Source organism: Hyphobacterium indicum, from assembly GCF_003129605.1.
Lineage (GTDB): Bacteria > Pseudomonadota > Alphaproteobacteria > Caulobacterales > Maricaulaceae > Hyphobacterium > Hyphobacterium indicum.
The window spans coordinates 373,233-399,819 of record NZ_QBDX01000002.1 but is presented as its reverse complement, the minus strand read 5'-3'; the positions used below and the strand labels follow the sequence as shown (position 1 = coordinate 399,819).

Genomic DNA, 26,587 nt, shown 5'->3' with positions numbered 1-26,587 from the left:
GAGATATTGATGCGTCTGTTCCTATCCGCATTTTTAATGTCCGCCGCACCTGCAGCGTTCGCCCAGGACATGGCTGCATGGCAGATCGACCGACCGGCCGAGGCCGTGTCTGTGGGTGAAGGGACGGCCATCGCTATACCCGATGCGTCCCCTGATCGCGGCTGGCAATTGCAGATTGCTCCCGGCTTGCGCGCGGTAGAAGCAGGACAGGCGCTTGCTGTGCCGATGCCGGATGGCATCGCACTGGATGGCGAGGTGATGATCAACCGGCCGACATCGTCGGGCGGTCGCCATCTGCAGATTGATTTCGGCACGCCGGGGCAGGGTGTGTTGATGCATATCGGGCTGAATGCGACCTACGGACGGGTCTGGACAGACCATGGCGAATTCGTCATCCAGCCCGAGCGTTCCGGCGGTCTGGTCATGCGGCCCGCCCCCGAAGAACCGGTTTTTGATGATGCATTGGCGGATATCCGGATGCACGCACCATCCGGCATTGCCGAAGCGCAGCCCGATGGTGCTCTGGCCGGATCCGACACGCTGGATTTTCTCTATTTCTATGACAGCTCGATGATCGAGACGCATGGCTGGGGCCTTCCGGATCTCGCGGCGACCGACATCGGTAATCTGGAGACAGCTCTCACCGAGTCAGACGTGCCGCTGTCTGCCGACCTCACCCAGCTCCAGTTCATGGCTGTTGCGGCGGATTATCCGAGTGATGATCTTCTTGACGATCTCCACGGCCGGAGGGGTGTTTTTGCCGGACTTCAGGCCCGTGTCGATTCTCTTGGTGTGGATGTGCTTTCGCTTAATCGGGTCCGAGACCCTGACCGCGAGAGTTTTTGCGGACTTGGATTTCTGCATAATCCGACGTCCGACTTTACCGGGCGTTCGCACATCAATGTCTGTCATAACGGCCTGACCCTCGCCCACGAAACCGGACACAATATGGGACTGGCACACGGGCTCGAAACGGATGGCACGTCGGGCCGCCCTGTGGACTGGGCGCGCGGTTTCCGGATCGACAGTGCCAATGCCGATGGCGGCATATTCACATCGGTCATGGCGTATGGGAGCGGCCGTGTCCCACAGTTTTCAGACCCGACCATCGAATGTCCGGAACGCGGCAGCGTCTGCGGTATCCCCCTGAATCCGGCCGACAGCAGCGCAGGCTCTTATGCCGCCGAGGCTTTGCGGCGCTATGCAGTCGGATTTCCGGCCCAGGGGACGCCGAACAACCGGCTGCGGTCCTCAGTCCTGCCAACGAGCCGGTTTGTCGCTACGGGCAGCGCGGCCACAGCATTCATGACCGTTATCAACCCGAATCAGGTGGACGCCACGAACTGCATTATCGAGCACCACGGCCCTTACCGTGACAGCTTCAGCTATCAACGCACTGATCCGAACACGAATGCCCTTGTGGGAGATGCCAATACGCCGGTGACAATTCCGGGCGGGGCTTTCCAGACCTTCCTGATTTCGCTGACACCCGGTGCTGATGTCTCCGGTGTCAGTTTCGCGCCCTATGCGTCATGCGACAATGTCCCGATGGCCGCTGTTTCGCCTGGATTGAACACGGTCGATCTGGGGGCCGATGCGGCCGGGGGCCCGGATATAATCGCATTGAGTGCGACGGTCGGTAATACCGGGATTGTTGATGTGCCGGACGGCCGCAGGGGCGTGTTCTCCGTTGCGACGATCAATCTGGGCGGCGCCGGCAATGTCACGGTTAGCGCGCGATCCCTCGACCCCGCACTGCCGGCGACGGGACAGGTCTGTCAGACGGATACGAACGGCGTCTGCCTGGCTCCGCCGGCTGATACACTGACCCTCGATATTGGTCCGAATGAAACGCCGACATTCGGGGTATTTGTCCGGACCGGCCATGTCACGCCTTTCAGCCCCAGGCAGCGTTTCCAGTTCCGTATGGAAGTGAATGGGGTTGTCCGCGGATCAACCTCTGTTGCGGTTCGCGATCAGGGACCAATAGTGCCGCCTTCGGCAGTCGCGCATGCATTTGCGGTCACGGCGTTCGATGACGCGAGCGGCGCGCTGGCGAGTTACGCATCTGGGTATTATGACCGCTTTGAGATTGTCAGCGGACCCTCGCTCGGAAGCGTCGAGTTGAATGCATCGACGGGGCGCTACACTTATACGGCCGGCGCGCTTGGCGGGTCGGACAGCTTTACCTATCGGGCGGGCAATTCCAGCGGCTGGTCGGCACCGGTTGCGGCCAGCATCACTATCAACGCCCTGCCAGTTCCGACCGTGACGCCATTCACGGTCGAGGACGATACCGATGGTATCTTCTCTGTTGATCTGGATGATCATGCTGACTCGAATATCAGTATTGACCGGTTCGTGCTCATTTCAGCACCTTCCGGTGACCATGATTTCAATAGCTTGACCGGTGTCATTAGTGGAACTCTGCCGGCGGCGCCGGGTAATTACAGCTTTTCTTTTGCCGCAGAGAACCGGTCAGGAAGAGGTAATGCCGTCACCGGAATTTTCGATGTCGTGCAATATGAAGCCTGCGCACCGCGCAATTCCACGTCGAGGCGAATCTCGCGCCGCGTTGCAGAGGTCGCTGTGACCGAAACCGGTACGGCTACTTCGGACGAAATCGAAGTGATTGCGACGGCTTTGTGCATGGAGACGTATGATCGGAATGAAGGGAATTTTACCCGGCTGCGTAATCCGGCGAACGGGCTCGACTTTGCCGTTCAGCTGGTCAGCAATGATACGACCTATCGTTTTTATCTGAACAATGATGGGGGGCCGTCTGGCTGGGATTATATCTTCGATATGTGCAAAACGTCAGGTCAGGACCGGCTGTCAGCCTGCTGATTGGCATTGCGGGTATCACGAACGATAAGGCCGGACGCGATCATCAGACCGAATATCGCGATGGTGAAGAAATAGAGGCCGGGCTGTTCCGCAATCCGGACCGCCCGGTCGCCTGACAGTGTGAAAACGATCAGCCCGGCGATCAACACATCAAGCATCGACCATTTGCCGAGGCGGTCCACCCAGATGAGTGCGCTGCGGCCATGAGCCCAGCCGGCGTTCACGGCTGACAGGTAGAAGGCTTTTGCAATCGGAAACAGGATCGAGAAAACGAGGATGACCAGTCCGAGGAGATAGTTTTCATTCTCCAGCAGGGCCCGGGTGACATCGATCAGGGAATGCGCCTGCGAGAAGAAGATCAGGCGCTGAGTTTCCAGCATCGGGGTCAGGAGCCCGGCGGCCAGACATACGGAGGATAAAAGGATCAGCATCCGGGCCAAGACGCCGCCACGGCCATGCGCGCGTGAAAGGGATGTTTGGGTCATCATGTCCTCCCGCTGTTTGCGCTATCAGGCAAACAGAATGCGGCAGCACTAGGGCAAACAGAAAGGGCCGCCCGATGAGCGGCCCTTTCCGGTGTTGTCGTGGCGTGCGGATCAGTATCCGCTGAGTTGCGCCACACGTCCGGCACCCCAGGCATCATCACCGAGGAATTCGCCGGCGGCCTGCGCCCGCTTGTAGAAGAAGCCGATCTCGTATTCATCGGTCATTCCGACGCCGCCATGCATCTGGATGGCCTCGGCCGATGAGAGACGAGAAACTCTGGTGGCTTTGGCCTTGGCCGCAGCGATCCACAAAGGCGCCTGCGATGGCGCTTCATCGAGTTGCCGCAAGGCCTTGATCACGAGCGACTGGGTCATTTCCACCTCGGTCAGCAGATGCGCGGCACGGTGCTGGAGGCTCTGGAATGAACCAATTTTCTGGCCGAACTGCTCGCGTTCCTTGATGTAATCGAGCGTACGGGAAAACGCCTCCTCGGCGATACCCAGCTGCTCGGCGGCCAGGCAGGCCCGGCCTGAATCGAGCACCAGGTCGAGCAGGGCGGACCCGTCTTCTGTTTCCGACAACAATGCATCGCCATCCAGCTTCACATCGTCGAACTGGATGTTGGCCGGGGCGTGGCTGTCGACCGACCGGCGCAAAGTGCGCTCTACGCCACTGGCTTCCGGATCGACCAGGAAAAGCCCAATGGAGTCGTCATCCATACGGGCGGCCACGATCAGCATGTCGGCACCATTGCCGCAGACCACATGGCGCTTCTGCCCGCTCAGACGGAAACCGTTTCCGTCCTTTCTGGCCCGGGTTTCTATGTGCGAAGCATCGTGCCGGGCTTTCTCGTCAACCGCCAGCGCATAGACTTTTTCGCCGGATGCGATTTTCGGAAGGTGTTCGGACTTCTGTCCGTCTGTACCGCCATAGCGCAATGCCGTGGCACAAAGCACGGAGGAAGCGAGGAAAGGTGTGGCCGCCAGCGTGCGGCCCATCTCCTGAAGGATGAGGCCGGCGGCCGTGAATCCCATATCCACCCCGCCAAATTCCTCGGGAATGACAATGCCATTCCAGCCCATATCCGCCATGTCTTTCCAGATGGCATGACGGAATCCGTCCTTGCAACCTTCGTCGCGAAGACGGCGGAGCTCGGAAACCGGGGATTTTTCGGCCAGAAACGCCTGCGCACTGTCGCGCAGCATCTGTTCTTCTTCGGATAGAATGTAGCTCATTGATAGATCCCCGATCAGCCGCCCGGAAGCTCAAGCACACGCTTGGCCAGGATGTTCAGTTGGATTTCGGACGTGCCGCCCTCGATGGAATTGGCGCGTGACCGCAACCAGCCGCGCGCCGGATCGCCATCCTCGGGATTTTCACCCTCCCACAACAGCCCGTCCGAGCCGAGCGCCGACATATTCAATTCATGACGGCGTTTGTTCAGCTCGGTGCCGTAATATTTCAGCATGGACGCCTTCGCGCCCACACCCTGGCCACCGTCGGCCTGGTCCTTGATCCGTTGCAGTGTGGTTTCAAAGGCGAGGGCATCAATGGTCAGCCGGGCAATGTCGCCGCGCAGGATGGGATCCGCGACGCGGCCATTTTCATCAACTTCACCGGATTTGTGGGCTGCCGCGACCGGGTTCATCTGAGCGCCACTGCCGCCCCCGGCAATATTGGCGCGCTCGTGAGAGAGCAAGTATTTGGCGACGTCCCAGCCACGACCCGGCTGGTGCACGATATTTTCCTTGGGCACTTTCACGTCGTCGAAAAAGGTTTCGCAGAAGGGCGATTTGCCGGAAATAAGCTTGATCGGCTTGGTCGAGACCCCGTCCCATTCCATATCGATCAGGAGAAACGAAATGCCGAGATGTTTCGGCGCATCCGGCTCAGTCCGGACGAGTGCGAAAATCCAGTCACATTCATCGGCATAGCTGGTCCAGACCTTCTGGCCATTGACGATCCAGTGATCGCCCTTGTCATCGCCCTTCGTGCGAAGCGCTGCCAGGTCGGAGCCGGCACCGGGCTCGGAATACCCCTGGGCCCAGCGGATTTCACCACGTGTAATCTGTGGCAGGTAATGGCATTTCTGCTCTTCGGAACCGTATTTCAACAGCGCCGGTCCGAGCATCCAGATGCCGAAGGAGATCAGGGGCGGACGGGCCTTGATACGCTCCATTTCCTCTTTCAGGATCTGGGCTTCGTCCTTGGACAGGCCGCCACCCCCGTATTCCTTGGGCCAGGACGGGCAGGTCCAGCCTTTCTCCGCCATGCGCTCGAGCCAGGCTTTCTGATCGTCGCTGGAAAACTCGAAGCGTTTGCCACCCCAGCAGATATCTTTTTCCGACTTCATCGGTTTGCGCATCGAGTCAGGACAATTGGCTTCAAGCCAGTCACGGACGTCGTTGCGGAAGGATTCCAGATCGCTCATATTTCTCCCCGTTGGTCTCTTTGTCGCTGCAAAGACTAGCGCGAGATTTGCCGGAGGCGAGCCCCTTTTCCCACCTGCGGCGAATGATCGCCGGGACTTGCCAAGCGGGGAAGGGCGGTTAAGTCGGGCAGCGGAGGAATTGTCATGTCTCTTGCCCGCCCGCAGACCAGCAATGCGATCTTCATCTGGCTCCTGATTGTGGCCGCAATGGTGTCCGCCATGATCCTGATTGGCGGCGCGACGCGGCTGACCGACTCAGGTTTGTCCATCACCGAATGGCGGCCTGTTACCGGGACCATTCCGCCGCTGACCGAGGCGGGCTGGCAGAATGAGCTGGAGCTCTATCGCTCCACGACCGAATACCAGTTACAGAACCGCGGCATGAGCATGGAGGAATTCCAGTTCATTTACTGGTGGGAATGGGGCCACCGGTTTCTCGGCCGGATGATCGGGCTGGTTTTTGCCATTCCGCTGGCTGTTTTCTGGATCCGGGGAAAGATATCAGGGCGTCTCAAACTGCCGCTGGTCATTCTGTTGATCCTCGGCGGTCTGCAGGGCGCGATCGGATGGTGGATGGTCTCCAGCGGCCTAGTCGACCGGCTGGATGTCAGTCAGTACCGGCTGGCGACCCATCTCGGCATGGCATTCGTCATTCTCGGCCTGACGATCTGGGTTGCGCTGGATGCGCGTTACGGCGTGAGCGCGCGGACCCGGGATGGCACGGCGCCTTGGGTGGCAGGCTTCTGGGTGCTGGTCTTCGTCCAGATCATTCTTGGCGCCTTTGTCGCGGGGCTGGATGCCGGACGTATCTTCACAACCTGGCCGCTGATGGAAGGACGGTTGATCCCGGACGGTTATCTTGGCGGTATGGGCTGGCTGCAAGCGGCCTTCGAAAGCCGTCCGGCTGTCCAGCTGCATCACCGCTGGACCGGTTACCTGGTTGCGTTCTCTGCCGGCCTGTTGTCGCTGGCACTATGGCGCAGTCATGCTGCGGCGCTGCGGACCGGTGCCATCTGGATCGCATCGATGACAGCGGTGCAGATTGTTCTGGGAATCACCACACTCGTCCATGCAGCTCCACTCAGCCTGTCACTGCTGCACCAGGCGGGCGCGATCGCCTTGTTCAGTGCCGCCGCGATTGTGACCTGGAAAGCCCGGCGCGTTTAGTCAATTACGGTGATCCCGCGCGCGAAGGTTTCCCGTGCGATCAGGCGGATCCGGCCATCGGTTTCGTCAGCAACGGCCACCAGTCCGCTCTGGTATGCGGTGCCGCCATAGGATGATTCCGTTGTTGCAATTGCGCCGGGCTGATCGACTCCGGGGATCGAAAATCCGTCACGAATAATCGCATCGCCGATAAGTTCCAACGTGCGGCCGTCACGGATTTCAAGTGTATTATTGGTCCCATTCGACAGTATCAGAACCGGCCGGCCGAGAAACTCTCCTGCCGCCAGCGATATGGCATATCCATCCGTTTGCGCTTCGATGCGGCCATCCCCGGAGAGCCGGACAATACCGCCAGCTGGACCGGAGGCGTAGATGCTTCCATTGCCCGCGGCACAGGTCCGGACCGGGGAGGGAAGCTCGAAACGTTCCCGGAGCGTGGCGCTGATCAGATCGCCGCCATCATCGGCTATCCGCCAGATTTCGGCCGTCGTGCTACGGGACAGCACCATGAGGTCAACATAACCAATGCCTTCGCCAAGTCCGCAGACGGATGCGATGTCTCCCTGTGGGCCAATCGGCTGGATCGGTGCCTCGATCAGCTCGGGGCCCGTCCGGAGCAGGGCATAGGCCCGCACAAGATTGGTATCGCGGTCGGCTCCGAACAGCAGCGGAAGGGATTCTCCCCGCAACTGGAATCCCGGCGCAGCGGCCAGTCCCCACAAACGCGAGCCGGTCATGCGGTGGACCGCCTCACCTTCTATATCGAACAGGTCGATCCCGCCTTCTTCCGCCGCTGCGGCGATAAAGCCGGACCAGGACGTCGACGGGTCGGGCAGAAATGCCACGGCCGCAACGCCTTCGCTTTCAATCGTTTCCATCACCCCGGTCGATACGAGTTCCAGATAGGAGTCATCTCGTGCCGGTCCGGCTGCGGATTCCACCGTGCCGGTTTCGCTGGCCGGTTCACAGGCCGCCAGCAGCAAGGCGCCGCCAGCGATCAGCCCAATTCGTGCCAGGGCCCCCGGACCGCAAACGTCCGCGAAGGTTCTGACTGTACGTTGACGAAGAGAATAGTTCCGTCCGGAGAGAAGCATGGTCCACAAAACTCACTGTAGCGGCTGTTTTCGGTAAACGCGTTCCGGGCAAGCGTATAGATACGTCCGGCTGGCGTCACGCCGCGAATGTACTGTTCGCCGCGTCCATCCTCGGCCACGATCAGATCACCCCAGGGCGCAATCGTTATATTATCGCACATCCCCATGGTTTCATCACCGGGGCTCTCGATGAACAGTTCCAGCCGTGCCGGTTCAGTGGCTTCGGCTGACGTTCCTTCGTGCGGCGACGGAATATAGCGGAAGATCTGGCCCTGGCGCGCGGAACCGCCATCGGTACAGGTGAAGTAAAGCTCGTTTTCTCCGAACCAGATGCCTTCGCCACGCGTGAATTGAGCTGCGCCCAAGGCGATATGACGAAGCGCAATGTCGCCGTCGGGATTGGCGCTGTCTTCGACTTCCATCCATTCGACGGGCAGGCTGTCGCCCGGGTGGAAATTCCGCGCGTCCCAGTTGCGCGTGTCAAAGCCGTTTTGGCCGCGGATTTTCAGCGCCTGCAGCCTGCCGCCGCGCTGCAATTCGCCCGGCCGGTCTGGAATGAAACGGTAAAACAGGCAGTTGTCGTACTCATCTTCGGTCAGATAGGTGATTCCTGTGCCCGGATCGATGGCAACGGCTTCGTGCCGGAATCGGCCCAGCCCCACCAGAGGTTCGGCGCGGACCAGTTCGCGCGCGACGGCGGGAACCTCGAATACATAGCCATGGTCGCGGTCAAGGTGATCACCCTGGAGGTCAACGGTTTCCTCGCAGGTGAGCCAGCTGCCCCAGGGCGTCGGGCCACCGGCACAATTGTTATAGGTGCCGCCCAGTGACAGGAAATGTTGCTTCAATTCCAGTGTGACCGGGTCCAGAACAAGTGTCGACGTTCCTCCCAGCAGGCCGGTCCCGTCATCGCGGCGGTCATACAGGCGGGCCGGATCGATCAAGCCCAGTCGTTCGGCCTCCGGGCCGAAGGGGGATTTTTCAAACTCGAACGGATGCAATTCGTGATTCCGCACGAGCGTCAGACCGTCGGACGTTTCGAAGGCGGCCATGCCGTCAAAATCGCCCGGCGTCAGAAGGCCGTCATCCATCTCGTCGCCTTCGGTTGAAATAACCGAATAGGAAAAGCCCGGCGGCAGATCGAGCAGGCCGGCCGGGTCAGGAACCAGATCCGGCGGTGTAATCGCGAGCGGGACATTATCCGCCCGGGCCCGGCCGGATAATGCCGCAAGGCCCGAGAAAGCGGCTGTCGCTGCGGCGGTGTTGCGGAGAAACTGACGTCGATTGTACATGTCTGGAATCCCTGAAGTTGCGACTTTTCTAGCCGGGTGACCGCACAGGCAAAAGAGCCTCACAAAAACTTATTATTTCTACGGTACCTAAATACCGTATTCCTAACATATTGATTTAATGTAGCTCTGAAATATCAGTTGACGCCAAACGCACAGAGGCCTATCCCGCGCGCTCCATCAGGCCTGAAACCGGCCAGAAGTTCGAGAGACACATCATGAAAACCTTTACCGCAAAGCCTGCGGAGGTGGAGAACAAGTGGATCGTCGTAGACGCCGAGGATGCCGTTGTCGGCCGTCTCGCAGCGTTCGTCGCCACCCGCCTTCGGGGCAAGCACCGCCCGGATTTCACACCGCACGTTGATACGGGCGATCATGTGATTGTTATCAACGCCGACAAGGTCCGGTTCACCGGACGCAAGATGGGCGACAAGCGTTACTACCGCCACACCGGTCACCCGGGTGGTATCAAGGAGACGTCGCCGGAGAAGATTCTCGGCAGCAAACATCCGGAACGCGTTGTCGAGCTCGCCGTGAAGCGCATGCTGCCAAAAGACAGCCCGCTCGCCCGGGGTCAATTCTCGAAGCTGCGCGTTTATGCCGGCACCGAGCATCCGCATGAGGCTCAACAGCCTGAAGTTATCGACTTCAAGTCGATGAATACCAAGAATGTCCGGAGCTAAGCCCATGTCCGAGAACGCCCGTTCCCTCGAAGACCTCAAGGACGCTCTGAAAGAGTCAGATGCGCCCGTCGTCGCCAACGAAACCGCCGAGCTGCCTGAACCGAAGATCGACGAACTTGGCCGCTCCTATGCGACCGGCAAGCGCAAGGACGCCGTTGCCCGTGTCTGGATCAAGCGCGGTTCCGGCAAAATCACCGTGAATGGCCGCGCACAGGAAGTCTATTTCGCGCGTCCTGTTTTGCGGATGATGCTGCAACAGCCATTTGATGTGACCGAACGCAAGGACGAGTTCGACGTGATCTGCACCGTCAAGGGTGGTGGATTGTCGGGCCAGGCCGGCGCGGTCCGTCACGGTATTTCCAAGGCCCTGACCCTGTTCGAGCCGGGGCTTCGCGGTCCGTTGAAAGCCGAAGGCTTCCTGACCCGTGACAGCCGCGTGGTCGAACGCAAGAAGTATGGCCGCAAGAAAGCGCGCCGGAGCTTCCAGTTCTCCAAGCGCTAAACCAAGGCTTATACAGTGTATTACGGGCGGTCCTTCGGGCCGCCCGTTTTGTTTTCGGCAAAGGTTCTGGCAATGACGTCGAACACAATCCGGACCCGGCTGCTGGTCCGCAACTCGCTGTGAGTGACAAGCCAGGTCGGGACGGTCACCGAAAATTCATCAGTCAGAACGGCCTCGAGTTCATCATAATCTTCGGCGATGAATCTGGGCAGGACGCTGAGGCCCAGCCCGGCGCGGACGAGCTCCAGAATAACCTCGCCCGTGTTGCAACGATAACGGACGTCCTGACGGCTGATCGGCAGGCCACGTTCAGCAAGTCCGGCCACGACGCGTGCTGGTTGATCGAACCCGATAAAGCTCAGCCCGGTCAGGTCTGTAAGGGATTTCGGACGCCCATGGGCATCCAGCCAGCCGCGGGCGGCATAAAGAAAGGCAGGCGTTTCATCGATCTGGCGTGCAACCAGGTCCGGATGGTCCGGGCGGGCATGCCGCAGGGCGATGTCAGCCTCGCGCTTGTTGAGATCCCTGACATCGTTTGAGGCGATAATCTCGATTTCTATGCCGGGCGCTTCTTCCGACAGCGTTTTGACGACCAGCGGCAGGAAACGGGCTGCGGTAAAGCTTGTTGCGGTGATCGTGACAAGACCCTCTGCCGCCAGCGATTGCCCCGAAGCCACAAGCGAGACTCGTGTGGCGGCATCTGCCATGGTCCGGACATGATCGACAAGACCGGCTCCGGCCGCCGTCAGCGACATGGAGCGGTGCCCGCGCTGGAAGAGTGTGACACCCAGCTTGCTTTCCAGAGCTGTGATTTGCCGGCTCAAGGTAGGCTGGGTCGAGCCGAGTGCGCGGGCCGCAGCCGAGAAGGAGCCTTCCTCCACGGTCGCGAGAAAGGCCCGGATCTGGTTCCAGTCGAAATCTACAGCCTGCCAGTTCATACATATGCGTATATCAATTGATCGAAATTCCGCAATTTATATATGAAGAGCGTATATGTAGAACCCGGTCTTCCCTTCCATGTCACCGCTGCATGACCAGTGGTCAAAACGAAAGAGCAGAAAATGAATAATGATGCCGGGTTCTGGAATCGGACGGCCGAAAAATATGCCGCACAGCCTCTTGAGGATGAAGCTGCTTACCAGAAGAAGCTGGATATGACCCGCGCCCTGCTTACCCCGGGCAGCCGGGTAATCGAATTTGGCTGCGGAACCGGTACGACGGCCCTCCATCATGCCCCTTTTGCACAGCACATTCTGGCCACCGACATTTCCGAAAAAATGATCGAGATCGCGTGGTCAAAGGCACAGGCGCAGGGCATCGAGAATGTGACCTTCGAGGTTGGCGGACTCGATAATCCCGATCTTGCCGGTCAGCAATTCGACATGGTGATGATGCACAGCCTGCTTCATCTTCTGCGGAATCCCGGTGCCGGTATCGCCAAGGCTCATGATCTTCTGAAATCCGGCGGTTATTTCGTTTCCAGCACGGCCTGCCTGTCGGGCACTATGAGACTTTTGCAACCCTTTCTCGCCATCGGGCGTTTGTTCGGTGCTCTTCCTTATGTCGCTTTCTTTTCACAGCGGCATTTGAGCGCGGCTCTGCGCACAGCCGGTTTCGAAATTGTTCAGGAATGGCTACCTGAGGGGCACAAGGCCGTTTTCATTATCGCCAGAAAGCCATAGGGCAGGTCCGAAGCGCCCGACTCAGGAGTCATGAATGTCTGCATCCGACACCCGCTATCAGCAGGCCGACAAGGATCGCGGGTCCGGATTTGCCGCCGAGATGGAGCGGGATGCCGCCCACCGCGCAAAAGCACGGAGCGTAAAACCGCTGCGGCGCCTGATTCCCTATATCATGCGCTATCCGGCGCTGCTGACGGCATTTTCGATTTTCCTGATCCTTGCATCCGGGCTGACCCTGATCCTGCCGGCGGCGTTCCGCCTCGTGGTCGATTGCGGCTTTGGCGGGGCGCCGGATTCGGCGGCCTGTGAAGCGTTTTCCATCGGGTCGGATTTGTCCGGCTATTTCCTGGCCGGGATGGGCGTGGCGTTCTGTCTGGCGCTGGCGAGCGCTTTCCGTTTCTATTTCATCAGCCGTCTGGGCGAACGCGTGGTCGCGGATTTGCGGCGGGCGGTGTTTGATCATCTGCTCACGCTCAGCCCCTCCTTTTATGTCGATACGCGCACTGGCGAGGTCCTGTCCCGGCTGACGACGGATACGACGCTGATCCAAACGGTTGTCGGCTCGTCCGTGTCGGTCGCCCTGCGCACCGTGGCGACGACGGCCGGGGCCCTGACATTGATGGTCGTGGTCAACTGGCAACTTGCTCTGATGGTTCTGGCCATGGGGCCGGTCATTCTCCTGCCGATCCTGTTTTTCGGCCGCCGTGTGCAGCGGCTTTCGCGCGAGTCCCAGGACGAGCTGGCAAATGCTTCCGCCCGGGCCGGCGAGAGTCTGCAAGCCATTGAAACCGTACAGGCGTTCACGCGGGAGCCGGAAGAGAGCGCACGTTTCCGGCAGGTGGTTGAATCGACCTTTGCGATTTCGCTCAAACGGATCGGTGTACGTGCAGCCATGACGGCGGTGATTTTCACGGTCATTCTGACCGGATTGATTGCCGTGCTCTGGTTTGGCGCGGTTCAGGTGCAGGCGGAAGCGATCACGCCCGGCGCGATGACACAATTTGTCATGTATGCCTTTGTCGCCGTCAGCGGTGTCGGCATGCTGACCGAGACGTACGCTGAAGTGATGCGGGCCGCCGGTGCGACGGAGCGCTTGATGGAATTGCTGTCGGCGAAAACCGACATCGCCGCGCCGGTCAGCCCGGTACAGCTCGCAATGCCGGTGAAGGGTGCGCTCTCATTCCGCTCTGTCAGTTTTGCCTACCCGGCGCGGCCGGAGGCGCTGGCGCTGTCGGATGTCAGCTTTGATATTCATTCCGGTGAGACGGTGGCCCTGGTCGGGCCTTCCGGTGCGGGCAAGTCGACCATTTTCCAGCTATTATTGCGGCTCTACGATCCCGCCTCGGGGCGTATTGAACTTGATGGCACCGATATCCGCTCCGTTGAACCGCAGGCGCTGCGCCGGCAGCTCGCCGTGGTGCAGCAGAATGCGCCCCTGTTCAGCGGGTCGGTGGCGCAGAATATCCGCTTTGGCCGTCCGGAGGCCACGGATGACGACGTCAGGGCGGCGGCGGTGGCGGCGAATGCGCATGATTTCATCATGGCGCTGCCCGAGGGCTATGACACGCAGCTCGGCGAAAGCGCCGGCACGCTGTCTGGCGGCCAGCGTCAGCGTATTGCGATCGCGCGGGCAGTCCTGCGGGATGCGCCGGTGCTGTTGCTCGATGAAGCGACCAGTGCGCTGGACCCGGAAAGCGAGCAGGTCATCCAGGCCGCCTTCGAGGCGGCGTCCAGGGACCGGACAACCTTGGTGATTGCGCACCGGCTGGCCACCGTGCGCAATGCCGATCGCATCATTGTCATGGAAGAGGGCCGCATCGCCGATCATGGTACGCATGACGAATTACTCGGCCGGGAAGGCGTGTACAAGCGCTATATCGAGCTTCAGTTCGGACAGGCGTGAGGCAAGGTTTATGAAGTCTGACGGATTGTCCGTCCTCCAGCATTACGTTTGAACAGGGTCCGCTTCATCTGGTTCTTGCCGTCATAGGGCGACATGGACACCAGATTTGTGCGGGTCTCCGGCCCGTTCATTCCCAGATGCTCCAGTACGGCATCAAAGACCGGGATAAAGTTTTCCGTGCTTTCCAGAATGGTGATTTTATCGCGGGCGCCAGTGTAGACGACGGCCCATTGGAATGATGCGTCGGTCATACCGGGATAGGCATCTATACGCTGGATTTCATCAAAGGGAAGGCGCTGTTCCTTGCCTCCGGCAATGTAAACCAACGTCCTGCCCGCCAGAAACAACCGGGGTGCCGCGAAGCGCCGTTTGATCGCCGCATACTTATCTGCCAGCCATTGGCCAATCATACCAATGCTCAGCTCCTCACCAGCACATATTCGCCCGGCGCATCGCAGATGGGTTTCAGCTTGCCGTCACCGGGTTTTCGCGCCGGGATATCCTCGCCAGACCGCTCATAGAGCCAGTCGCGCCATTCCTCCCACCAGGAGCCGGGCACTTCTGTTGCGCCGTCCAGCCATTGCTCGACAGTCTCCGGCAGGTCCTTGTTGACCCAGTGCTGGTATTTATTGGCGCCGGGATGGTTGATCACACCGGCAATATGACCGGATCCGGCCAGCATGTACCGCACCGGTCCGCCAAAGAGTCTGGCGCCGCGGTAAACCGACGGGTAGGGGGCGATGTGATCATCGCGGCTGGCCTGCATGAAGACCGGCGTTTTGACTTTTGTCAGATCGAGGGTGAGACCGTCCATCTCGATCTCTTTCCTGGCGAGCCGGTTCTTGCGGTACATATTGTCGAGATACCAGAGGTGCAGCTTTTGCGGCATTCGGGTCTGGTCGGCATTCCAGTACAGGAGGTCAAACGCCTGCGGCTGCCGGCCGAGCAGGTAATTCGACACGACGAAGGACCAGACCAGATCATTCGAACGCAAAAGGTTGAATGTATCCGACATGGTGCGGCCGTCGAGCACACCGCCCTGGGCTTCCATGAGGCGGTTGATTTCGTTGAACCAAGCGTCGTCGACAAAGAGGAGGAGGTCCCCTGCGAGCTCGAAATCGGTCTGCGCGGCAAAGAAAGTGGCCGAAGCGATCTTGCTGCTTTCGCCGCGGGCTTCGAGCAAGGCAAGAGCGGAGGCGAGCATGGTGCCACCGATGCAATAGCCAACCGTGTTGACGCTGTCCTCGCCAGTGGCTTCCTTGACCTGGTCGATCGCGGCGAACAATCCCTGCTCGATATAGTCCTGAAAGCTCTTGTCTCTCAGTTCGGGACCCGGATTGACCCAGGAGATGAGGAAGACAGTGAAGCCTTGCTGGGTCAGCCAGCGCACCATGGAATTCTTGGGGCGCATGTCCATGATGTAGAATTTATTGATCCAGGGCGGGGCGATGAGGAGCGGCCGGGCTTTCACTGTATCGGTCGTCGGCGCATACTGGATGAGTTCCAAAATTTCGTTCCGGAAAACGACTTTTCCTTCGGTAGCCGCCAGGTCGACGCCGACCTTGAACCCTTCCATATCGGTCTGGGTCAGGGCCAGCCGTCCGCCGCCCTTTTCCAGATCGCTGGCCAGATTCGCAAGGCCCTTGGTGAGGTTTTCGCCCTTGGACTGCATGGTTTCGCGAATGACATCGGGATTGGTCAGTGCGAAGTTTGTCGGCGCGAGCGCGTCAACCATCTGTTTGGTCAGGAATTCAACCTTGCGCTTGATGGCCGGATCGACGCCTTCGACACCATGGACGAGGCCCATGAGGAAATTCTGGTTCAGCAGATAGGATTGCTTGATGGCGTCGAAGACCGGGTTTTCGCTCCAGTCCTCGCTGCGCCAGCGCTTGTCGCCGGGATCGGGGCTGACGACCGGCTCGGAATCGCCAGCGAGAAAGCGTTTGGACGTATTTGTCCAGAGGTCCAGATAGCCGGTGAGCAAACCGGCCTGAGCCTGCATCATTTTTTCCGGATCAGAGACGATTTTGGCCCAAACCTGGCCAAGTTCCGGTGTCGTATTGATGGATTGTGTGTCCGGCATCTCCACCTTGCCGTCCAGCGCCTTGCGCATGGAATCCGACATCAGTTTCTGACTTTTCAGCGCCGCCTGCATCAGATTGCGGGACATGTGATCCAGCGCTTCGATATCGGCCGGATTCATGGCGGCGAAATTGTAGCCGCCAGGTGCGGCGTCAGCCTTCGGCGCTGCGGCAGGCTTTGCCGACGTCTTCGATGCGGCTGGCTTTTTCCTTGGCGCGGTCTTGCGGGGTTTGCGCTTGGCGGCTGGTTTCTTTTCTTCGGCCATGAAAAGGACTCTCCAATCTGTGCACAGGCGGGTGACAGCGATCCCTGACAGCGTATAGATAGCGCCAGCGGCGTCCAGCACCGGAGCACGGCTTTGACCCGAATAATTATCCTTCTTGGCCCCTTGCTGCTCGCAGCCTGCGCGACGCCGGCATTGCCCGGCGGTTTCGAGGAGGAACAAAGCTGGTTTGATGCACGCGTCGAGGAAGGGGCAAGTGCGGATGAAGCCCCCGCCACCATTCCGGACAAACTGCCATCTATCAGCGCAGAACAATTGCGCCAGTCTGCTGCGGATGTGCTGGAAGCGCGTGATGCGGTCTCGGCAGATGAACGCGCTACGCGAGAGCCCGGAAGCGACACAGAAGCCTATGCAGAGGAAGCGCGTCAGCGCGCTGAACCGCCTAACCCGATCGACTGATTTTCATTCCGGAGCTGGATATATGAGTGACGCCCGAAATCTTGAACGTCTTGCGCTGGATGCGGTCAGCGCGGCTGAAGCCGCGGCCATTGCTGCCTCCCTTCATATCGGCGGCGGCGACAAGGAAGCGGCCGATCAGGCAGCTGTTGATGCGCTTCGGAACGGTCTGAACGCGATGGCCATGAAGGGCCGGATTGTGATCGGCGAAGGCGAACGCGATGAAGCGCCAATGCTCTATATCGGCGAAGAAGTCGGAACCGGTGACGGACCGGAGATCGATATCGCGCTTGATCCTCTGGAAGGCACGTCGCTGACTGCCAAGGGGATGGCCAATGCGCTTGCCGTGGTGTCGTTCGCGCCGCGGGGTGGTTTGCTCTATGCGCCCGACACCTACATGGACAAGATCGCCGTCGGTGGCGGACTGCCAGCGGGTGTGATCGATCTCGACAAATCTCCGTCCGAGAATGTGAAGGCCATCGCGAAAGCCAAAGGCGTGCCACCTGCAGAAATCCGCGTTTGTGTACTCGAACGCGAACGTCACGAGCAGATCGTCGCCGATATCCGGACCACCGGCGCGCGGGTGATCATGATCCCCGATGGCGATGTGGCCGGCATCATTTCCACAACCGATCCATCCACCGGTATCGATCTCTATGTTGGCCAGGGCGGCGCGCCGGAAGGCGTGCTGGCGGCCACGGCCTTACGGTGTGTGGGCGGACAGATGCAAGCCCGGCTTTTCTTCCGCAATGATGACGAGCGCGCCCGGGCCGCAAAAACCGGCATAACTGATCTTGATCGTAAATATGACCTTGCCGAACTGGCGTCATCGGACTGCCTGTTCGTGGCGACGGGGGTGACTGAAGGCGATCTTGTCGAGGGCGTGCGCCGCCGGAACGGCCAGATCAGCACCGAAACCCTGATCATGCAGTCGTCGGGATCCATCGTCCGGCGGATCCGGACCGTGCGGCCGGCATAGGTCAGAGGATGGCCGGCGGCTTCTCGGTTCAGCAATCGCTTTCCGGCAAGAGCTGGCGCCTGCGCGAACTGGATGACCAGGTCATCTCTGACATCCGCCGCAAGGCCGGGGTGGACGAGATTGTCGCGCGCATGCTGGCGGCCCGGGGCATCGCCCCGGACGATGCCGAGGCCGTGCTCAACCCGACCCTGCGCCATTTTTTCCCTGACCCGTCCTCGTTTCAGGACATGGATAGAGCCGCTTCGGCCATCTGGGATGCGGTGGACGCAGGAAAAGTCCTGGCTGTGTTCGCGGATTACGATGTCGATGGCGCAACGTCTGCCGCACAGCTCATCCGTTATTTCCGGCAGCTGAACCAGTCCCTGCTGCTGTATGTTCCGGATCGCGTGGAAGAGGGCTACGGGCCGTCTGCGGAAGCGTTTGCCCGGCTGAAGGCGCAGGGAGCAGAATTCGTGATCACGGTTGATTGCGGGGCTGCCGCCCATGAGCCGCTTGAGGCGGCTGCCGGGATGGGCCTGGATGTGGTGGTGGTCGATCACCATTTGATGAGTGCCGACCTGCCTCCCGCGCTGGCGATCGTGAATCCCAATCGTCCGGATGACACGTCCGGATGTGGTCATATGGCTGCTGCGGGTGTGACTTTCGTTTTGCTCGCGGCCCTGAACCGGGAAGGCCGCCGCCGCGGCAAGTTCGGCCATACTGACGAGCCTGACATTCTCGCCCTGGCGGATTTGTCAGCGCTTGGTACGCTTTGCGATGTCGTCGCGCTCCGGGACATCAACCGGGCGATCGTCTCCCAGGGCTTGAAGGTCATGCGCAACTGGTCTCACCCGGGTTTGAGAGCGCTTGCGGAGGTAGGCGGATTGACCGGAGATCCGTCAGCCTATCATCTGGGATTTCTGCTGGGACCGCGGATCAATGCCGGCGGACGGGTCGGACGGGCGGATCTTGGTGCGCGGCTTTTATCCAGTGATGATCCGGCAGAATGCGCTGAAATCGCTGCCGAACTCAATGCGCTGAACGCGGAACGCAAACAGATCGAGGCCGATGTTCTGGACGCTGCACAGGCCCAGATCATGGCAGCCGGTGATACCGATGCACCGCTGCTGATTGCACGGGGCGAGGGGTGGCATCCGGGCGTGATCGGCATTGTGGCCGGGCGTTTGAAGGAACGCTTTGGCCGTCCGGCCATCGTTATCGGGACTGAAAACGGCATCGGCAAGGGATCGGGCCGGTCCGTCTCGGGCGTGGATCTGGGCAGCGCTATCGGGGCTGCAAAGGCGGATGGCCTTCTGACGGCGGGGGGAGGGCATCCCATGGCAGCCGGCCTGACGATTGACGCGCGCCGGATCGATGAATTGCAGGCCTATCTGGCCGCACGCCTGCAGGCAGAATGGGACGCATCGCATGAGGCCCGTGCGATGATGCTGGATGCGATTCTGACGCCATCCGGTGCCAGCGTCGATCTGGCGGAACGAATCATGGCGGCGGCCCCGTTCGGACAGGGCTTTCCCGAGCCGCGTTTCGTGATGCCGGATGTGCGCATCGCCTATGCCGAACGGGTCGGCGCGGATCATGTCCGCTTCAGCCTTGCGGATGGCAGCGGGCGAAGGGTGAATGGCATTGTTTTCCGGCAAGCTGACCAGCCGATCGGCGAAGCATTGCTGGGAAATGCGGGTGGTGTATGGCACGCTGCGGGGCGATTGAAACTGGATGAATGGCGCGGAAACCGGCGCGTGCAGTTTCACCTCGAAGATCTTGCTGCGGTGGACTGAAAATCCCTGTCATGTGACGCTTGCGTGTCGGCGATGAAGTCGATATATCACGCCCTCCGATCGCGCGGTCCCTTCGTCTATCGGTTAGGACGCCAGGTTTTCAACCTGGAAAGAGGGGTTCGATTCCCCTAGGGACTGCCATCGGCTTCGCCGTATTATCCGGGCGCATCTGGTTGTGACTCAGTCGCAATATCGAGTAATTCCGTGGAAAAGTGCTCTAAGCGGCCTTCATGATATCATCCCAAGTGCAGGGATCTGAAGAATAATCCGGATTGCGCGTGCCTGTTCATAATGATGAACAAACATTATTCCCTTTCATGACGAAATCGTTACAGTAATTCCCCTGACAGTTGTGTTGTGGGGATTATCATGGCGGTGGAATGTGATTCCAGCCTCGAAGAGCTGGCCGCAGTCGTTGAGGGGCGGGTGAAATGGTTCGATCCATCCCGCGGTTATGGTTTTATCGAAACAGGTGACGGTCTGGGTGACGTGCTGCTGCATGCCAGCCGGCTGCGCATGTCCGGCCGCGCTACAGCCCCCGAAGGGGCCTATGTCAGATGCCTGGCCATAAACGGGGACAAGGGCCGGCAGGCGGTCGAGATCATGTCTCTGGAAGGCGGTGTCGAGACGGCGCCCCGGCCGCGGCGGTTTCATCCGCGCCGCGAGCCCGAAGCCGGTGTCAGTGCAGCGGTCGTCAAATGGTTTGACGCCGACCGGGGCTATGGCTTTCTCGATGTGGATGGTGTGGAAGGCGATGTCTTCCTGCATGCTGCAACGCTGCGCAAAGCCGGTATTGACGAGGTCCACCCTGGTGAGACGATGCAGGCTAGGTGCGCCGACGGACCGAAGGGCATTCTGGCAGCCGAAGTCTACCCCAAACAATACGTCTGAAATGACAGCCATAGACAATTGCGAAATTGCCTTCCGGCCGCTAGCTTGCGCGGCATGAAACGCTTTCTGATTTCCGCAGTTTTCGCGCTTGTTGCGCCTGCTGCTTTCGCCCAGCTGCCGCCTGCACCCGTGGGTGATCCCGCACATCCTGAAACCGTCATCGAGTTTGGCGTGCCGGAAACGGTCATCGTTCAGACTGATGAAGGGGATGTCGTCTTCGATGCGCTGATTGCTGACAGTGATGAAGAGCGTCAGCGCGGCCTGATGTTCCGGGAAGCGCTCGCCGACAATGAGGGCATGCTGTTCAATTATGGTGAGGTCCAGACGGTTTCGATGTGGATGCGCAATACGCTCATTCCGCTGGATCTGATCTATATCGCGCCGGATGGTGAAATTCTGAAAATCATCGCCAATGCCCAGCCGCATTCCCTGCGTCCCCTGGGATCGGATTTCCCGGTTCTCGGCGTGCTGGAAGTGCGCGGCGGCCTGACCCGTGATGCCGGCATCCGTCCCGGTGATATTGTCCGTCATGACATGTTCGACAATATCGAAGTGGCTGAAACCGAAGAGGTTTCGGATGACGGGGACACATCGGGGGCTGACAACGATCCGGGTGCCGATGTGCCGGCTGCACCTGAAGACGAGTGATTGGCTTGCCAGTCCGCCAGGACACCACTAAACACCGCCGGACGATAACGGAATTCATCTGTCGGGGCGTGGCTCAGTCTGGTAGAGCACTCGGTTTGGGACCGAGGGGTCGCAAGTTCGAATCTTGCCGCCCCGACCAATGAAATCAGTTACTTAGCGATTTTCACTTTCGTTGCTTCAATCGTGTACGGGGTAATTACGGGAAACCGTGTCTAGGCATGTTAGGTGCCAGTTTTGTGCTGGAATCCGCGTCTATGGATGTCTCATCTCAAGGCATTTTTTTGCTGAGGGATGGTCAGGGATGATGTCTTTCTGTAACTTCTGGGTCATAAAAAGAGCTCATCAAATGCGTGAGGAGCAATCTGGGAGGCGAAAGTGACCGATTTTGATTCGAGCAATGTCGTATTTGCCTTCACAGAGGAACAGACGGCTAAATTAACTGGGGTTTCACGCAATCAATTAAAAAGCTGGGACCGTTCGGGATTTTTTACGCCCTCTTTTGCAGATGAGGACCGCAGGCTTTCTTATAGCCGTACCTATTCGTTCAGAGACCTTGTTTGCATCCAAGTGATTCACGAGTTGCGGAATAACGCTCGTGTCTCGATGCAGCATCTTCGTGAAGTCCGAGAAAAGCTGGACCATCTTGGCGACGAGCTCTGGTCAAAAACAACTTTGTACGTGTTGAACAGAAAGGTCGTGTTCGACAATCCAGAAACACGGCGGAGGGAAGAGGTCGTTTCCTGTCAAGGCGTGCTCAATGTGCCTCTGCAAGTCGTTCGGCGAAACCTACAGAAAAAAATCGAACTTATGTGGGAGCGCGATAGCAATACAATTGGGATGGTCGCTAAGAAGCGAAATATTGCGCACAATCAAACAGTGATTGCCGGGACCCGTATACCTGTTTCGATAGTGTTGGAATTTCTCGAGGCTGGTTATTCTGCCGAACAAATTATTCGTGAATATCCGGTGCTGACAAAACGCGATGTAGAAGCGGTCGCTGAATTCGATAGGGTTGCTTGACATAGAAGATGACTGTTCTTCGTTTTTTTTTAGACGAAGGCGTTCCTAAGAGCGTCGGTGGGTACCTCGAAAAATCCGGGCACACAGTTATTTACTTAAAGGATGCAATAGCCCCAGGAAGCGCAGATCCTTTCGTATGTAAGGCGGCGCTTGAAAATGATGCAATCTTGGTTGCTTGCGACTCGGACATGAAGCAGCTGGCAAAAAGAGGTGGCATCGGCAAAGGCAGGTTTTCCACCCTCAGTCTGCTTCTAATCCAATGTCCAACATTGGCGGTGCAGCGACTTGACAGTGCGATGTCGCTGATATTGCACGAATGGAAAATAAGCGAGAGCAAGAAAGCTCGCCGATTGCACATTTCGATCAATAAGAATGTGATTCGAACGCACAGGTAGTGCGATTGGTGGTTTAAACAGTTTGTACGGGGTTATTACGGGGCGACTGCTCAATTTTGAGCCATTTTTAGGGAATCTCAGCAGTTTTCTTTCTTCCGCGTCTGCAGCTGGACTTACCTTTTTTTATTGTATAACCAGCGATCTAAAGACCGTGATCGATTGATCAACGTGTCAGATTTGGGACCGAGGGGTCGCAAGTTCGAATCTTGCCGCCCCGACCATTAATTCTGGAGGCCTTGAGGGCTGTCATGTTTGCAAAGATCTACCGTCCCTCTCGTACCGCCATGCAATCGGGACAAGCGAAAACCCGCGCATGGGTTCTCGAATTCGAGCCGTCCATGGCCAAACGCCCGGATCCGCTCATGGGCTGGAATTCATCGTCGGACATGTCCGCTCAGATCCGCCTCAAATTCGACGACAAGGATCAGGCTGTGGCCTATGCCAACAAGTATGGCATACCTTTCCGCGTGACCGAGAAACCGGAAATCCGGCGCAAGCCGAAAACCTATGCGTCGAATTTCGCCGCTGACCGGAAAGAACCCTGGTCGCATTGATGCCGGTTCGGGTGCGGCCAGCCGCGCGCACGGCCCCGTAGCTCAACTGGATAGAGCACCGGACTTCTAATCCGACGGTTGCAGGTTCGAGTCCTGCCGGGGTCGCCAGTTTTCAGGCGCTGGCACTGATCGCCTGCTCTAGGTCATTCCACAGATCCTCGACATTCTCCAGGCCGATGGCGAGGCGGATCAATGCGCCGTCATGAGCGGTCCGGAAATGGCGGCGCAATTGCGGATCGCAATGCACGGCGAGGCTTTCAAACCCGCCCCAGGAAAACCCCAGGCCGAAAATCCCCAGCGCATCGAGGAAACGTTCGCTTCGTGCAATGTCCCAACCCGCAAACTCCACGCTGAACACGCCTGCGGGCGCGGTGAAATCCCGGAGATAGAGCGCGTGGTCCGGATGGTCATCGCGGGCCGGGTGTATGATTGAAGCAACCGCCGGATGATCCGCCAGCCGCCGTGCAATTTCGAGTGAATTGCGGGCGCTTTTCTCCATGCGTAATTCAAGTGTCCGCAGACCGCGCAATGCCAGGAAGGCATCATCCGGCGAGACGTAAAGTCCCATGCGCCATTCGGCCTGTTTCAGGCGTTTTGCTGCTTCACCCTGCGCCAGCACCGCCCCCATGATGACATCGGAATGGCCGCCGACATATTTGGTGAGGGACTGGGCAGCATAATCGGCCCCGAGATCCAGCATGTTGGCATTAAGCCCGGCCGACCAGGTATCATCGACCATGATGCGGGCCCCGGTTCTTGCGGCCGCCTTGGAGATCGCCGGTATGTCCTGGACCTCGAAAGTCAGCGAGCCGGGCGATTCACAAAGGACCAGTTGGGTGTTGGCCTTTATCTGTGTGCTGATCCCGGCTCCCGCCCGCGGATCGTAGAATTCCACCTCCACGCCCCAGCGCGCCACGGTGTCGGTCAGGAACATGCGGGTCGGGCCATAAAGGCTGTCTGATGCGAGCACATGTCCGCCCGCGCTTACCTCGGCGATGGCGGTCAGAGTCATGGCTGACAGGCCGGAGGGCGTCAGAGCGCAGTAATCTGCCCGCTGCATTTCGCACAGCGCACTGCGCAGCGCGTTCTGGCTCTCCGTGCCGAAACGCCCGTAGAGCGGCGTGCCGTCCGGGCGGTTGTAGAGCTCCCTTGCCGTCCCGGCCAGAATGGTGGAGGCGCGGTCCACAGGCACATTGACGGGCCGGGTTCCATGGTGCGGACGGCCAGCCCGCATTAATTGGGTGTCGCGCTTCATTCGATTCCCCGTTAAACACGTCATAGAGGATCGTTCATTCAACAGGAGTTTTTGTCCGGTGTCGCCCTTGACCTTCCTGTCGCCGCGCCGTCTGCGCGAAGCCGCCATTGTGATGCTGGGCGGTTTGGCCGGGTTTGCGGTGGACACCGGAGAGGTGGCGCAAGCAGGATCGACCCTGCGGGCCATCGAGACTCGTGGCGTGTTGCTCTGCGGCGTGGATGGCGGCCTGGCCGGATTTGCCAACCGTGATGAGGATGGAGACTGGTCCGGTTTTGATGCCGATCTCTGCCGCGCCTATGCCGCTGCCATCCTCGGCGATGCCCGGGATGTCCGTTTTGTCCCGGTCACAACCGCGGAACGGTTCAATGCTCTGGCGGATGGCGAGATTGATATCCTGATCCGCAATACCAGCTGGACCTTCGCGCGGGATGTAGGCCAGGGCTTCGATTTTGCCGGTATTGCCTATTATGACGGCCAGGGTTTCATGGTGCCTGCCGATCTTGGCATATCGAGCGCCCGCGACATCAATGGTGCCCGCATTTGCGTTCAGGGCAGCACGACCACGGCGCTCAATCTTCAGGATTTCATTGCAGCGAACGCCCTGACTGTCGAAGTGATCGAATATCCGACGGCACAAGCCGGTCTGGATGGTTATGCGAGCGGTGAGTGTGATGTCTATACCAATGATTTGTCGTCGCTGGCCGGGCTGCGTGTCAGCCTCGAGACTCCCTCCGATCATGTTCTGCTGCCCGATGTAATCTCCAAGGAACCGCTCGGACCGGTTATCCGTTCCGGGGACTCGCAGTTTCTCGACATATCCCGGTGGATACTGTTCTCACTCATCGCGGCCGAGGAATTCGGCGTCACATCCGCCAATGCCGAAACCGCCGCCGGAACCAGCAATAACCGAGAGATCCGGCGGTTGCTGGGAGAGGAGGACAATTTCGGAGAACGCCTGGGCCTGGCCCCCGATTTCGCGGTCACGATGATCGATGCAACCGGCAATTATGGCGAAATATTCGACCGCAATCTGGGCCAGGGCTCGGCCCTGGGCTTGCGGCGCGGTCTCAATGCGCAGTGGACCGAAGGCGGGCTGCTGTATTCACCGCCCTTCCGCTAGGCGGTCATCCAGGGCGGAACCGGAAGTCCTTTTTCCTTCAGGAATTCGGGGTTGTAGAGCTTGCTCTGATAGCGCGAGCCATGGTCGCACAGGATGGTCACAATGGTATGGCCCGGGCCCATTTCGCGGGCCATGCGAATGGCACCGGCAATATTCACACCGGCCGATCCGCCAAGGCAAAGTCCTTCCTCCTCCACCAGATCGAACAGGACGGGCAGGGCTTCCTCATCCGCGATCCGCCAGGCCTGATCGACCTCAATGCCTTCGAGATTGGCCGTGACCCGGCTCTGACCGATGCCTTCGGTTATGGATGTCCCAGAGGCACATAATTCCCCCTCGGCATAGAAGCCATAAAGGGCGGCTCCGCCCGGATCGGCCAGTCCGATCCGGATAGCGGGATTGCGTTCCTTGAGTGCCATCGAGACGCCGCCAATGGTTCCGCCCGAACCAACCGCGCAGACAAAGCCGTCAATCCGGCCCTCCAGCTGATCCCAGATTTCCGGACCGGTGGTGTCATAATGGGCTTTGCGGTTGTCGGTATTGTCGAACTGATTGGCCCAGATAGCGCCATTGGGCTCGGTCCGGTTCAGCTCCTCTGCCAATTGGCCCGAATAGCGGGCATAATGGTTCGGATTGGCATACGGCACGGCATCAACCTCGATCAACTCGGCCCCCATCAGGCGGATCGCGTCTCTTTTTTCTTTTGACTGGGTGCGCGGAAAAACGATGACAACGCGATAGCCCAGGGCGGCGCCGATCATGGCCAGGGCAATGCCGGTATTGCCGGCCGTCCCTTCGACAATCGTTCCGCCGGGTCTGAGTGCGCCGGATTTTTCAGCTTCCCGTATAATGCCCAGCGCGGCGCGGTCCTTTACCGATCCGCCCGGATTGAGAAATTCGGCCTTCCCCAGAATTTCGCATCCGGTTTCCCGGGACGCTTTCTGCAAACGAAGCAGCGGCGTGTTTCCGATCAGGTCGATGATATTGCGGGCAGGTTTCATGGGAGAATCCAGATTATGACCGGCAGAAGGTATGGGCGCAAAAAGCCGGCTGCAAGGATTGTCCACGCATTGTGATCTGGAATGGCGGCATTGGCGTAATAACG

At 59.2% G+C, this 26,587-nt stretch carries 25 protein-coding genes and 3 tRNA genes; 18 read left to right on the top strand and 10 right to left on the bottom strand.

Features of this window, described 5'->3' with window-relative positions; all coding sequences use genetic code 11:
• Positions 1-9 precede the first annotated feature (9 nt).
• Positions 10-2,847, top strand: coding sequence for an Ig-like domain-containing protein (locus DBR16_RS06260; RefSeq protein ID WP_109260388.1), 2,838 nt, complete (start codon positions 10-12; stop codon positions 2,845-2,847).
• Here DBR16_RS06260 and DBR16_RS06255 read toward each other — a convergent pair.
• The 3 genes from DBR16_RS06255 to DBR16_RS06245 form a co-directional block, all read right to left on the bottom strand.
• A complete protein-coding gene (locus DBR16_RS06255) occupies positions 2,823-3,332 on the bottom strand; it encodes a paraquat-inducible protein A (protein ID WP_161539424.1) in 510 nt (169 codons plus the stop codon). The two genes, DBR16_RS06260 and DBR16_RS06255, sit on opposite strands and share 25 nt — an antisense overlap.
• A 111-nt stretch (positions 3,333-3,443) precedes the next feature.
• The gene (locus DBR16_RS06250) at positions 3,444-4,568 is read right to left on the bottom strand and encodes an acyl-CoA dehydrogenase family protein (RefSeq protein WP_109260386.1); all 1,125 of its coding nucleotides are present in this window, start codon (positions 4,566-4,568) and stop codon (positions 3,444-3,446) included.
• A gap of 14 nt (positions 4,569-4,582) precedes the next feature.
• Positions 4,583-5,764, bottom strand: a complete 1,182-nt coding sequence (locus DBR16_RS06245; RefSeq protein ID WP_109260385.1) for an acyl-CoA dehydrogenase family protein — start codon at positions 5,762-5,764, stop codon at positions 4,583-4,585.
• 144 nt (positions 5,765-5,908) lie between these two features.
• Between DBR16_RS06245 and DBR16_RS06240 the strand changes: the two genes are divergently transcribed.
• On the top strand, positions 5,909-6,931 hold the full coding sequence (locus tag DBR16_RS06240; RefSeq protein WP_109260384.1) for a COX15/CtaA family protein: 1,023 nt from the start codon (positions 5,909-5,911) through the stop codon (positions 6,929-6,931).
• On the opposite strand, the gene DBR16_RS06235 is transcribed toward DBR16_RS06240, so the two are convergent.
• Positions 6,928-7,914, bottom strand: a complete 987-nt coding sequence (locus DBR16_RS06235; RefSeq protein ID WP_109260383.1) for a hypothetical protein — start codon at positions 7,912-7,914, stop codon at positions 6,928-6,930. The two genes, DBR16_RS06240 and DBR16_RS06235, sit on opposite strands and share 4 nt — an antisense overlap.
• Before the next feature lie 14 nt (positions 7,915-7,928).
• Entirely contained in the window at positions 7,929-9,317 is a 1,389-nt protein-coding gene (locus DBR16_RS06230) for an alkaline phosphatase PhoX (RefSeq protein ID WP_109260382.1), read from the bottom strand.
• A gap of 215 nt (positions 9,318-9,532) precedes the next feature.
• Between DBR16_RS06230 and rplM the strand changes: the two genes are divergently transcribed.
• Together rplM and rpsI are read left to right on the top strand one after the other, a co-directional pair.
• Positions 9,533-9,997: a 50S ribosomal protein L13 gene (gene rplM, locus DBR16_RS06225; RefSeq protein ID WP_109260381.1), complete on the top strand. Its 465-nt coding sequence runs from the start codon at positions 9,533-9,535 to the stop codon at positions 9,995-9,997.
• Positions 9,998-10,001: 4 nt separating this feature from the next.
• The gene (gene rpsI / locus DBR16_RS06220) at positions 10,002-10,499 is read left to right on the top strand and encodes a 30S ribosomal protein S9 (protein WP_109260380.1); all 498 of its coding nucleotides are present in this window, start codon (positions 10,002-10,004) and stop codon (positions 10,497-10,499) included.
• Positions 10,500-10,519: 20 nt separating this feature from the next.
• Here the strand turns inward: rpsI and DBR16_RS06215 are convergent, their stop codons facing one another.
• The gene (locus DBR16_RS06215; RefSeq protein WP_109260379.1) at positions 10,520-11,437 is read right to left on the bottom strand and encodes a LysR family transcriptional regulator; all 918 of its coding nucleotides are present in this window, start codon (positions 11,435-11,437) and stop codon (positions 10,520-10,522) included.
• Between the two features lie 123 nt (positions 11,438-11,560).
• Between DBR16_RS06215 and DBR16_RS06210 the strand changes: the two genes are divergently transcribed.
• Positions 11,561-12,181: a class I SAM-dependent methyltransferase gene (locus tag DBR16_RS06210; protein ID WP_109260378.1), complete on the top strand. Its 621-nt coding sequence runs from the start codon at positions 11,561-11,563 to the stop codon at positions 12,179-12,181.
• Between the two features lie 34 nt (positions 12,182-12,215).
• Positions 12,216-14,084 (top strand): ABC transporter transmembrane domain-containing protein, encoded by a 1,869-nt coding sequence (locus DBR16_RS06205; protein WP_233347633.1) that lies wholly within the window; start codon positions 12,216-12,218, stop codon positions 14,082-14,084.
• Between the two features lie 8 nt (positions 14,085-14,092).
• Here the strand turns inward: DBR16_RS06205 and DBR16_RS06200 are convergent, their stop codons facing one another.
• Complete coding sequence (locus DBR16_RS06200; RefSeq protein WP_109260377.1) at positions 14,093-14,494, bottom strand: hypothetical protein; 402 nt, start codon at positions 14,492-14,494, stop codon at positions 14,093-14,095.
• 8 nt (positions 14,495-14,502) lie between these two features.
• Complete coding sequence (phaC, locus tag DBR16_RS06195; RefSeq protein WP_109260376.1) at positions 14,503-16,431, bottom strand: class I poly(R)-hydroxyalkanoic acid synthase; 1,929 nt, start codon at positions 16,429-16,431, stop codon at positions 14,503-14,505.
• A 93-nt stretch (positions 16,432-16,524) separates the two neighbouring features.
• On the opposite strand from phaC, the gene DBR16_RS06190 reads away from it, so the two are divergent.
• From DBR16_RS06190 to DBR16_RS06140, 11 genes are all read left to right on the top strand, one after another.
• A complete protein-coding gene (locus tag DBR16_RS06190) occupies positions 16,525-16,848 on the top strand; it encodes a hypothetical protein (RefSeq protein WP_125184513.1) in 324 nt (107 codons plus the stop codon).
• A gap of 22 nt (positions 16,849-16,870) precedes the next feature.
• Positions 16,871-17,824, top strand: a complete 954-nt coding sequence (glpX, locus tag DBR16_RS06185) for a class II fructose-bisphosphatase (RefSeq protein ID WP_109260374.1) — start codon at positions 16,871-16,873, stop codon at positions 17,822-17,824.
• A gap of 8 nt (positions 17,825-17,832) precedes the next feature.
• Positions 17,833-19,599 (top strand): single-stranded-DNA-specific exonuclease RecJ, encoded by a 1,767-nt coding sequence (recJ, locus tag DBR16_RS06180; protein WP_109260373.1) that lies wholly within the window; start codon positions 17,833-17,835, stop codon positions 19,597-19,599.
• A gap of 66 nt (positions 19,600-19,665) precedes the next feature.
• Positions 19,666-19,740: transfer RNA gene (locus tag DBR16_RS06175), tRNA-Glu, on the top strand.
• Positions 19,741-19,968: 228 nt separating this feature from the next.
• Positions 19,969-20,490, top strand: a complete 522-nt coding sequence (locus tag DBR16_RS06170) for a cold shock domain-containing protein (protein ID WP_109260372.1) — start codon at positions 19,969-19,971, stop codon at positions 20,488-20,490.
• A 54-nt stretch (positions 20,491-20,544) separates the two neighbouring features.
• Entirely contained in the window at positions 20,545-21,138 is a 594-nt protein-coding gene (locus tag DBR16_RS06165; protein ID WP_109260371.1) for a DUF192 domain-containing protein, read from the top strand.
• A gap of 62 nt (positions 21,139-21,200) precedes the next feature.
• Positions 21,201-21,277 (top strand) — tRNA-Pro (locus DBR16_RS06160).
• A 236-nt stretch (positions 21,278-21,513) separates the two neighbouring features.
• On the top strand, positions 21,514-22,158 hold the full coding sequence (locus tag DBR16_RS06155) for a DUF433 domain-containing protein (protein WP_109260370.1): 645 nt from the start codon (positions 21,514-21,516) through the stop codon (positions 22,156-22,158).
• Positions 22,159-22,166: 8 nt separating this feature from the next.
• Entirely contained in the window at positions 22,167-22,553 is a 387-nt protein-coding gene (locus DBR16_RS06150) for a DUF5615 family PIN-like protein (protein WP_109260369.1), read from the top strand.
• A gap of 248 nt (positions 22,554-22,801) precedes the next feature.
• Positions 22,802-23,107: an ETC complex I subunit gene (locus DBR16_RS06145; protein WP_109260368.1), complete on the top strand. Its 306-nt coding sequence runs from the start codon at positions 22,802-22,804 to the stop codon at positions 23,105-23,107.
• A 31-nt stretch (positions 23,108-23,138) separates the two neighbouring features.
• Positions 23,139-23,215: transfer RNA gene (locus tag DBR16_RS06140), tRNA-Arg, on the top strand.
• Positions 23,216-23,219: 4 nt separating this feature from the next.
• Here DBR16_RS06140 and metC read toward each other — a convergent pair.
• Complete coding sequence (metC, locus tag DBR16_RS06135; RefSeq protein WP_109260367.1) at positions 23,220-24,362, bottom strand: cystathionine beta-lyase; 1,143 nt, start codon at positions 24,360-24,362, stop codon at positions 23,220-23,222.
• Between the two features lie 112 nt (positions 24,363-24,474).
• On the opposite strand from metC, the gene DBR16_RS06130 reads away from it, so the two are divergent.
• Positions 24,475-25,482: an amino acid ABC transporter substrate-binding protein gene (locus DBR16_RS06130; protein ID WP_109260566.1), complete on the top strand. Its 1,008-nt coding sequence runs from the start codon at positions 24,475-24,477 to the stop codon at positions 25,480-25,482.
• Here DBR16_RS06130 and DBR16_RS06125 read toward each other — a convergent pair.
• Entirely contained in the window at positions 25,479-26,483 is a 1,005-nt protein-coding gene (locus DBR16_RS06125; RefSeq protein ID WP_109260366.1) for a cysteine synthase A, read from the bottom strand. The genes DBR16_RS06130 and DBR16_RS06125 overlap by 4 nt on opposite strands.
• Positions 26,484-26,587 lie beyond the last annotated feature (104 nt).

Coding starts and splice junctions, on each gene's coding strand:
- DBR16_RS06130 (WP_109260566.1), top strand. CDS start 24,475: ATGCTGGGCGGTTTGGCCGGGTTTGCGGTGGACACCGGAGAGGTGGCG.
- DBR16_RS06210 (WP_109260378.1), top strand. CDS start 11,561: ATGAATAATGATGCCGGGTTCTGGAATCGGACGGCCGAAAAATATGCC.
- DBR16_RS06250 (WP_109260386.1), bottom strand. CDS start 4,568: ATGAGCTACATTCTATCCGAAGAAGAACAGATGCTGCGCGACAGTGCG.
- metC (WP_109260367.1), bottom strand. CDS start 24,362: ATGAAGCGCGACACCCAATTAATGCGGGCTGGCCGTCCGCACCATGGA.
- DBR16_RS06245 (WP_109260385.1), bottom strand. CDS start 5,764: ATGAGCGATCTGGAATCCTTCCGCAACGACGTCCGTGACTGGCTTGAA.
- DBR16_RS06215 (WP_109260379.1), bottom strand. CDS start 11,437: ATGAACTGGCAGGCTGTAGATTTCGACTGGAACCAGATCCGGGCCTTT.
- DBR16_RS06255 (WP_161539424.1), bottom strand. CDS start 3,332: ATGACCCAAACATCCCTTTCACGCGCGCATGGCCGTGGCGGCGTCTTG.
- recJ (WP_109260373.1), top strand. CDS start 17,833: ATGGCCGGCGGCTTCTCGGTTCAGCAATCGCTTTCCGGCAAGAGCTGG.
- phaC (WP_109260376.1), bottom strand. CDS start 16,431: ATGGCCGAAGAAAAGAAACCAGCCGCCAAGCGCAAACCCCGCAAGACC.
- DBR16_RS06205 (WP_233347633.1), top strand. CDS start 12,216: ATGTCTGCATCCGACACCCGCTATCAGCAGGCCGACAAGGATCGCGGG.
- DBR16_RS06150 (WP_109260369.1), top strand. CDS start 22,167: ATGACTGTTCTTCGTTTTTTTTTAGACGAAGGCGTTCCTAAGAGCGTC.
- rpsI (WP_109260380.1), top strand. CDS start 10,002: ATGTCCGAGAACGCCCGTTCCCTCGAAGACCTCAAGGACGCTCTGAAA.
- DBR16_RS06145 (WP_109260368.1), top strand. CDS start 22,802: ATGTTTGCAAAGATCTACCGTCCCTCTCGTACCGCCATGCAATCGGGA.
- DBR16_RS06165 (WP_109260371.1), top strand. CDS start 20,545: ATGAAACGCTTTCTGATTTCCGCAGTTTTCGCGCTTGTTGCGCCTGCT.
- DBR16_RS06125 (WP_109260366.1), bottom strand. CDS start 26,483: ATGAAACCTGCCCGCAATATCATCGACCTGATCGGAAACACGCCGCTG.
- DBR16_RS06260 (WP_109260388.1), top strand. CDS start 10: ATGCGTCTGTTCCTATCCGCATTTTTAATGTCCGCCGCACCTGCAGCG.
- DBR16_RS06240 (WP_109260384.1), top strand. CDS start 5,909: ATGTCTCTTGCCCGCCCGCAGACCAGCAATGCGATCTTCATCTGGCTC.
- glpX (WP_109260374.1), top strand. CDS start 16,871: ATGAGTGACGCCCGAAATCTTGAACGTCTTGCGCTGGATGCGGTCAGC.
- DBR16_RS06230 (WP_109260382.1), bottom strand. CDS start 9,317: ATGTACAATCGACGTCAGTTTCTCCGCAACACCGCCGCAGCGACAGCC.
- DBR16_RS06170 (WP_109260372.1), top strand. CDS start 19,969: ATGGCGGTGGAATGTGATTCCAGCCTCGAAGAGCTGGCCGCAGTCGTT.
- rplM (WP_109260381.1), top strand. CDS start 9,533: ATGAAAACCTTTACCGCAAAGCCTGCGGAGGTGGAGAACAAGTGGATC.
- DBR16_RS06200 (WP_109260377.1), bottom strand. CDS start 14,494: ATGATTGGCCAATGGCTGGCAGATAAGTATGCGGCGATCAAACGGCGC.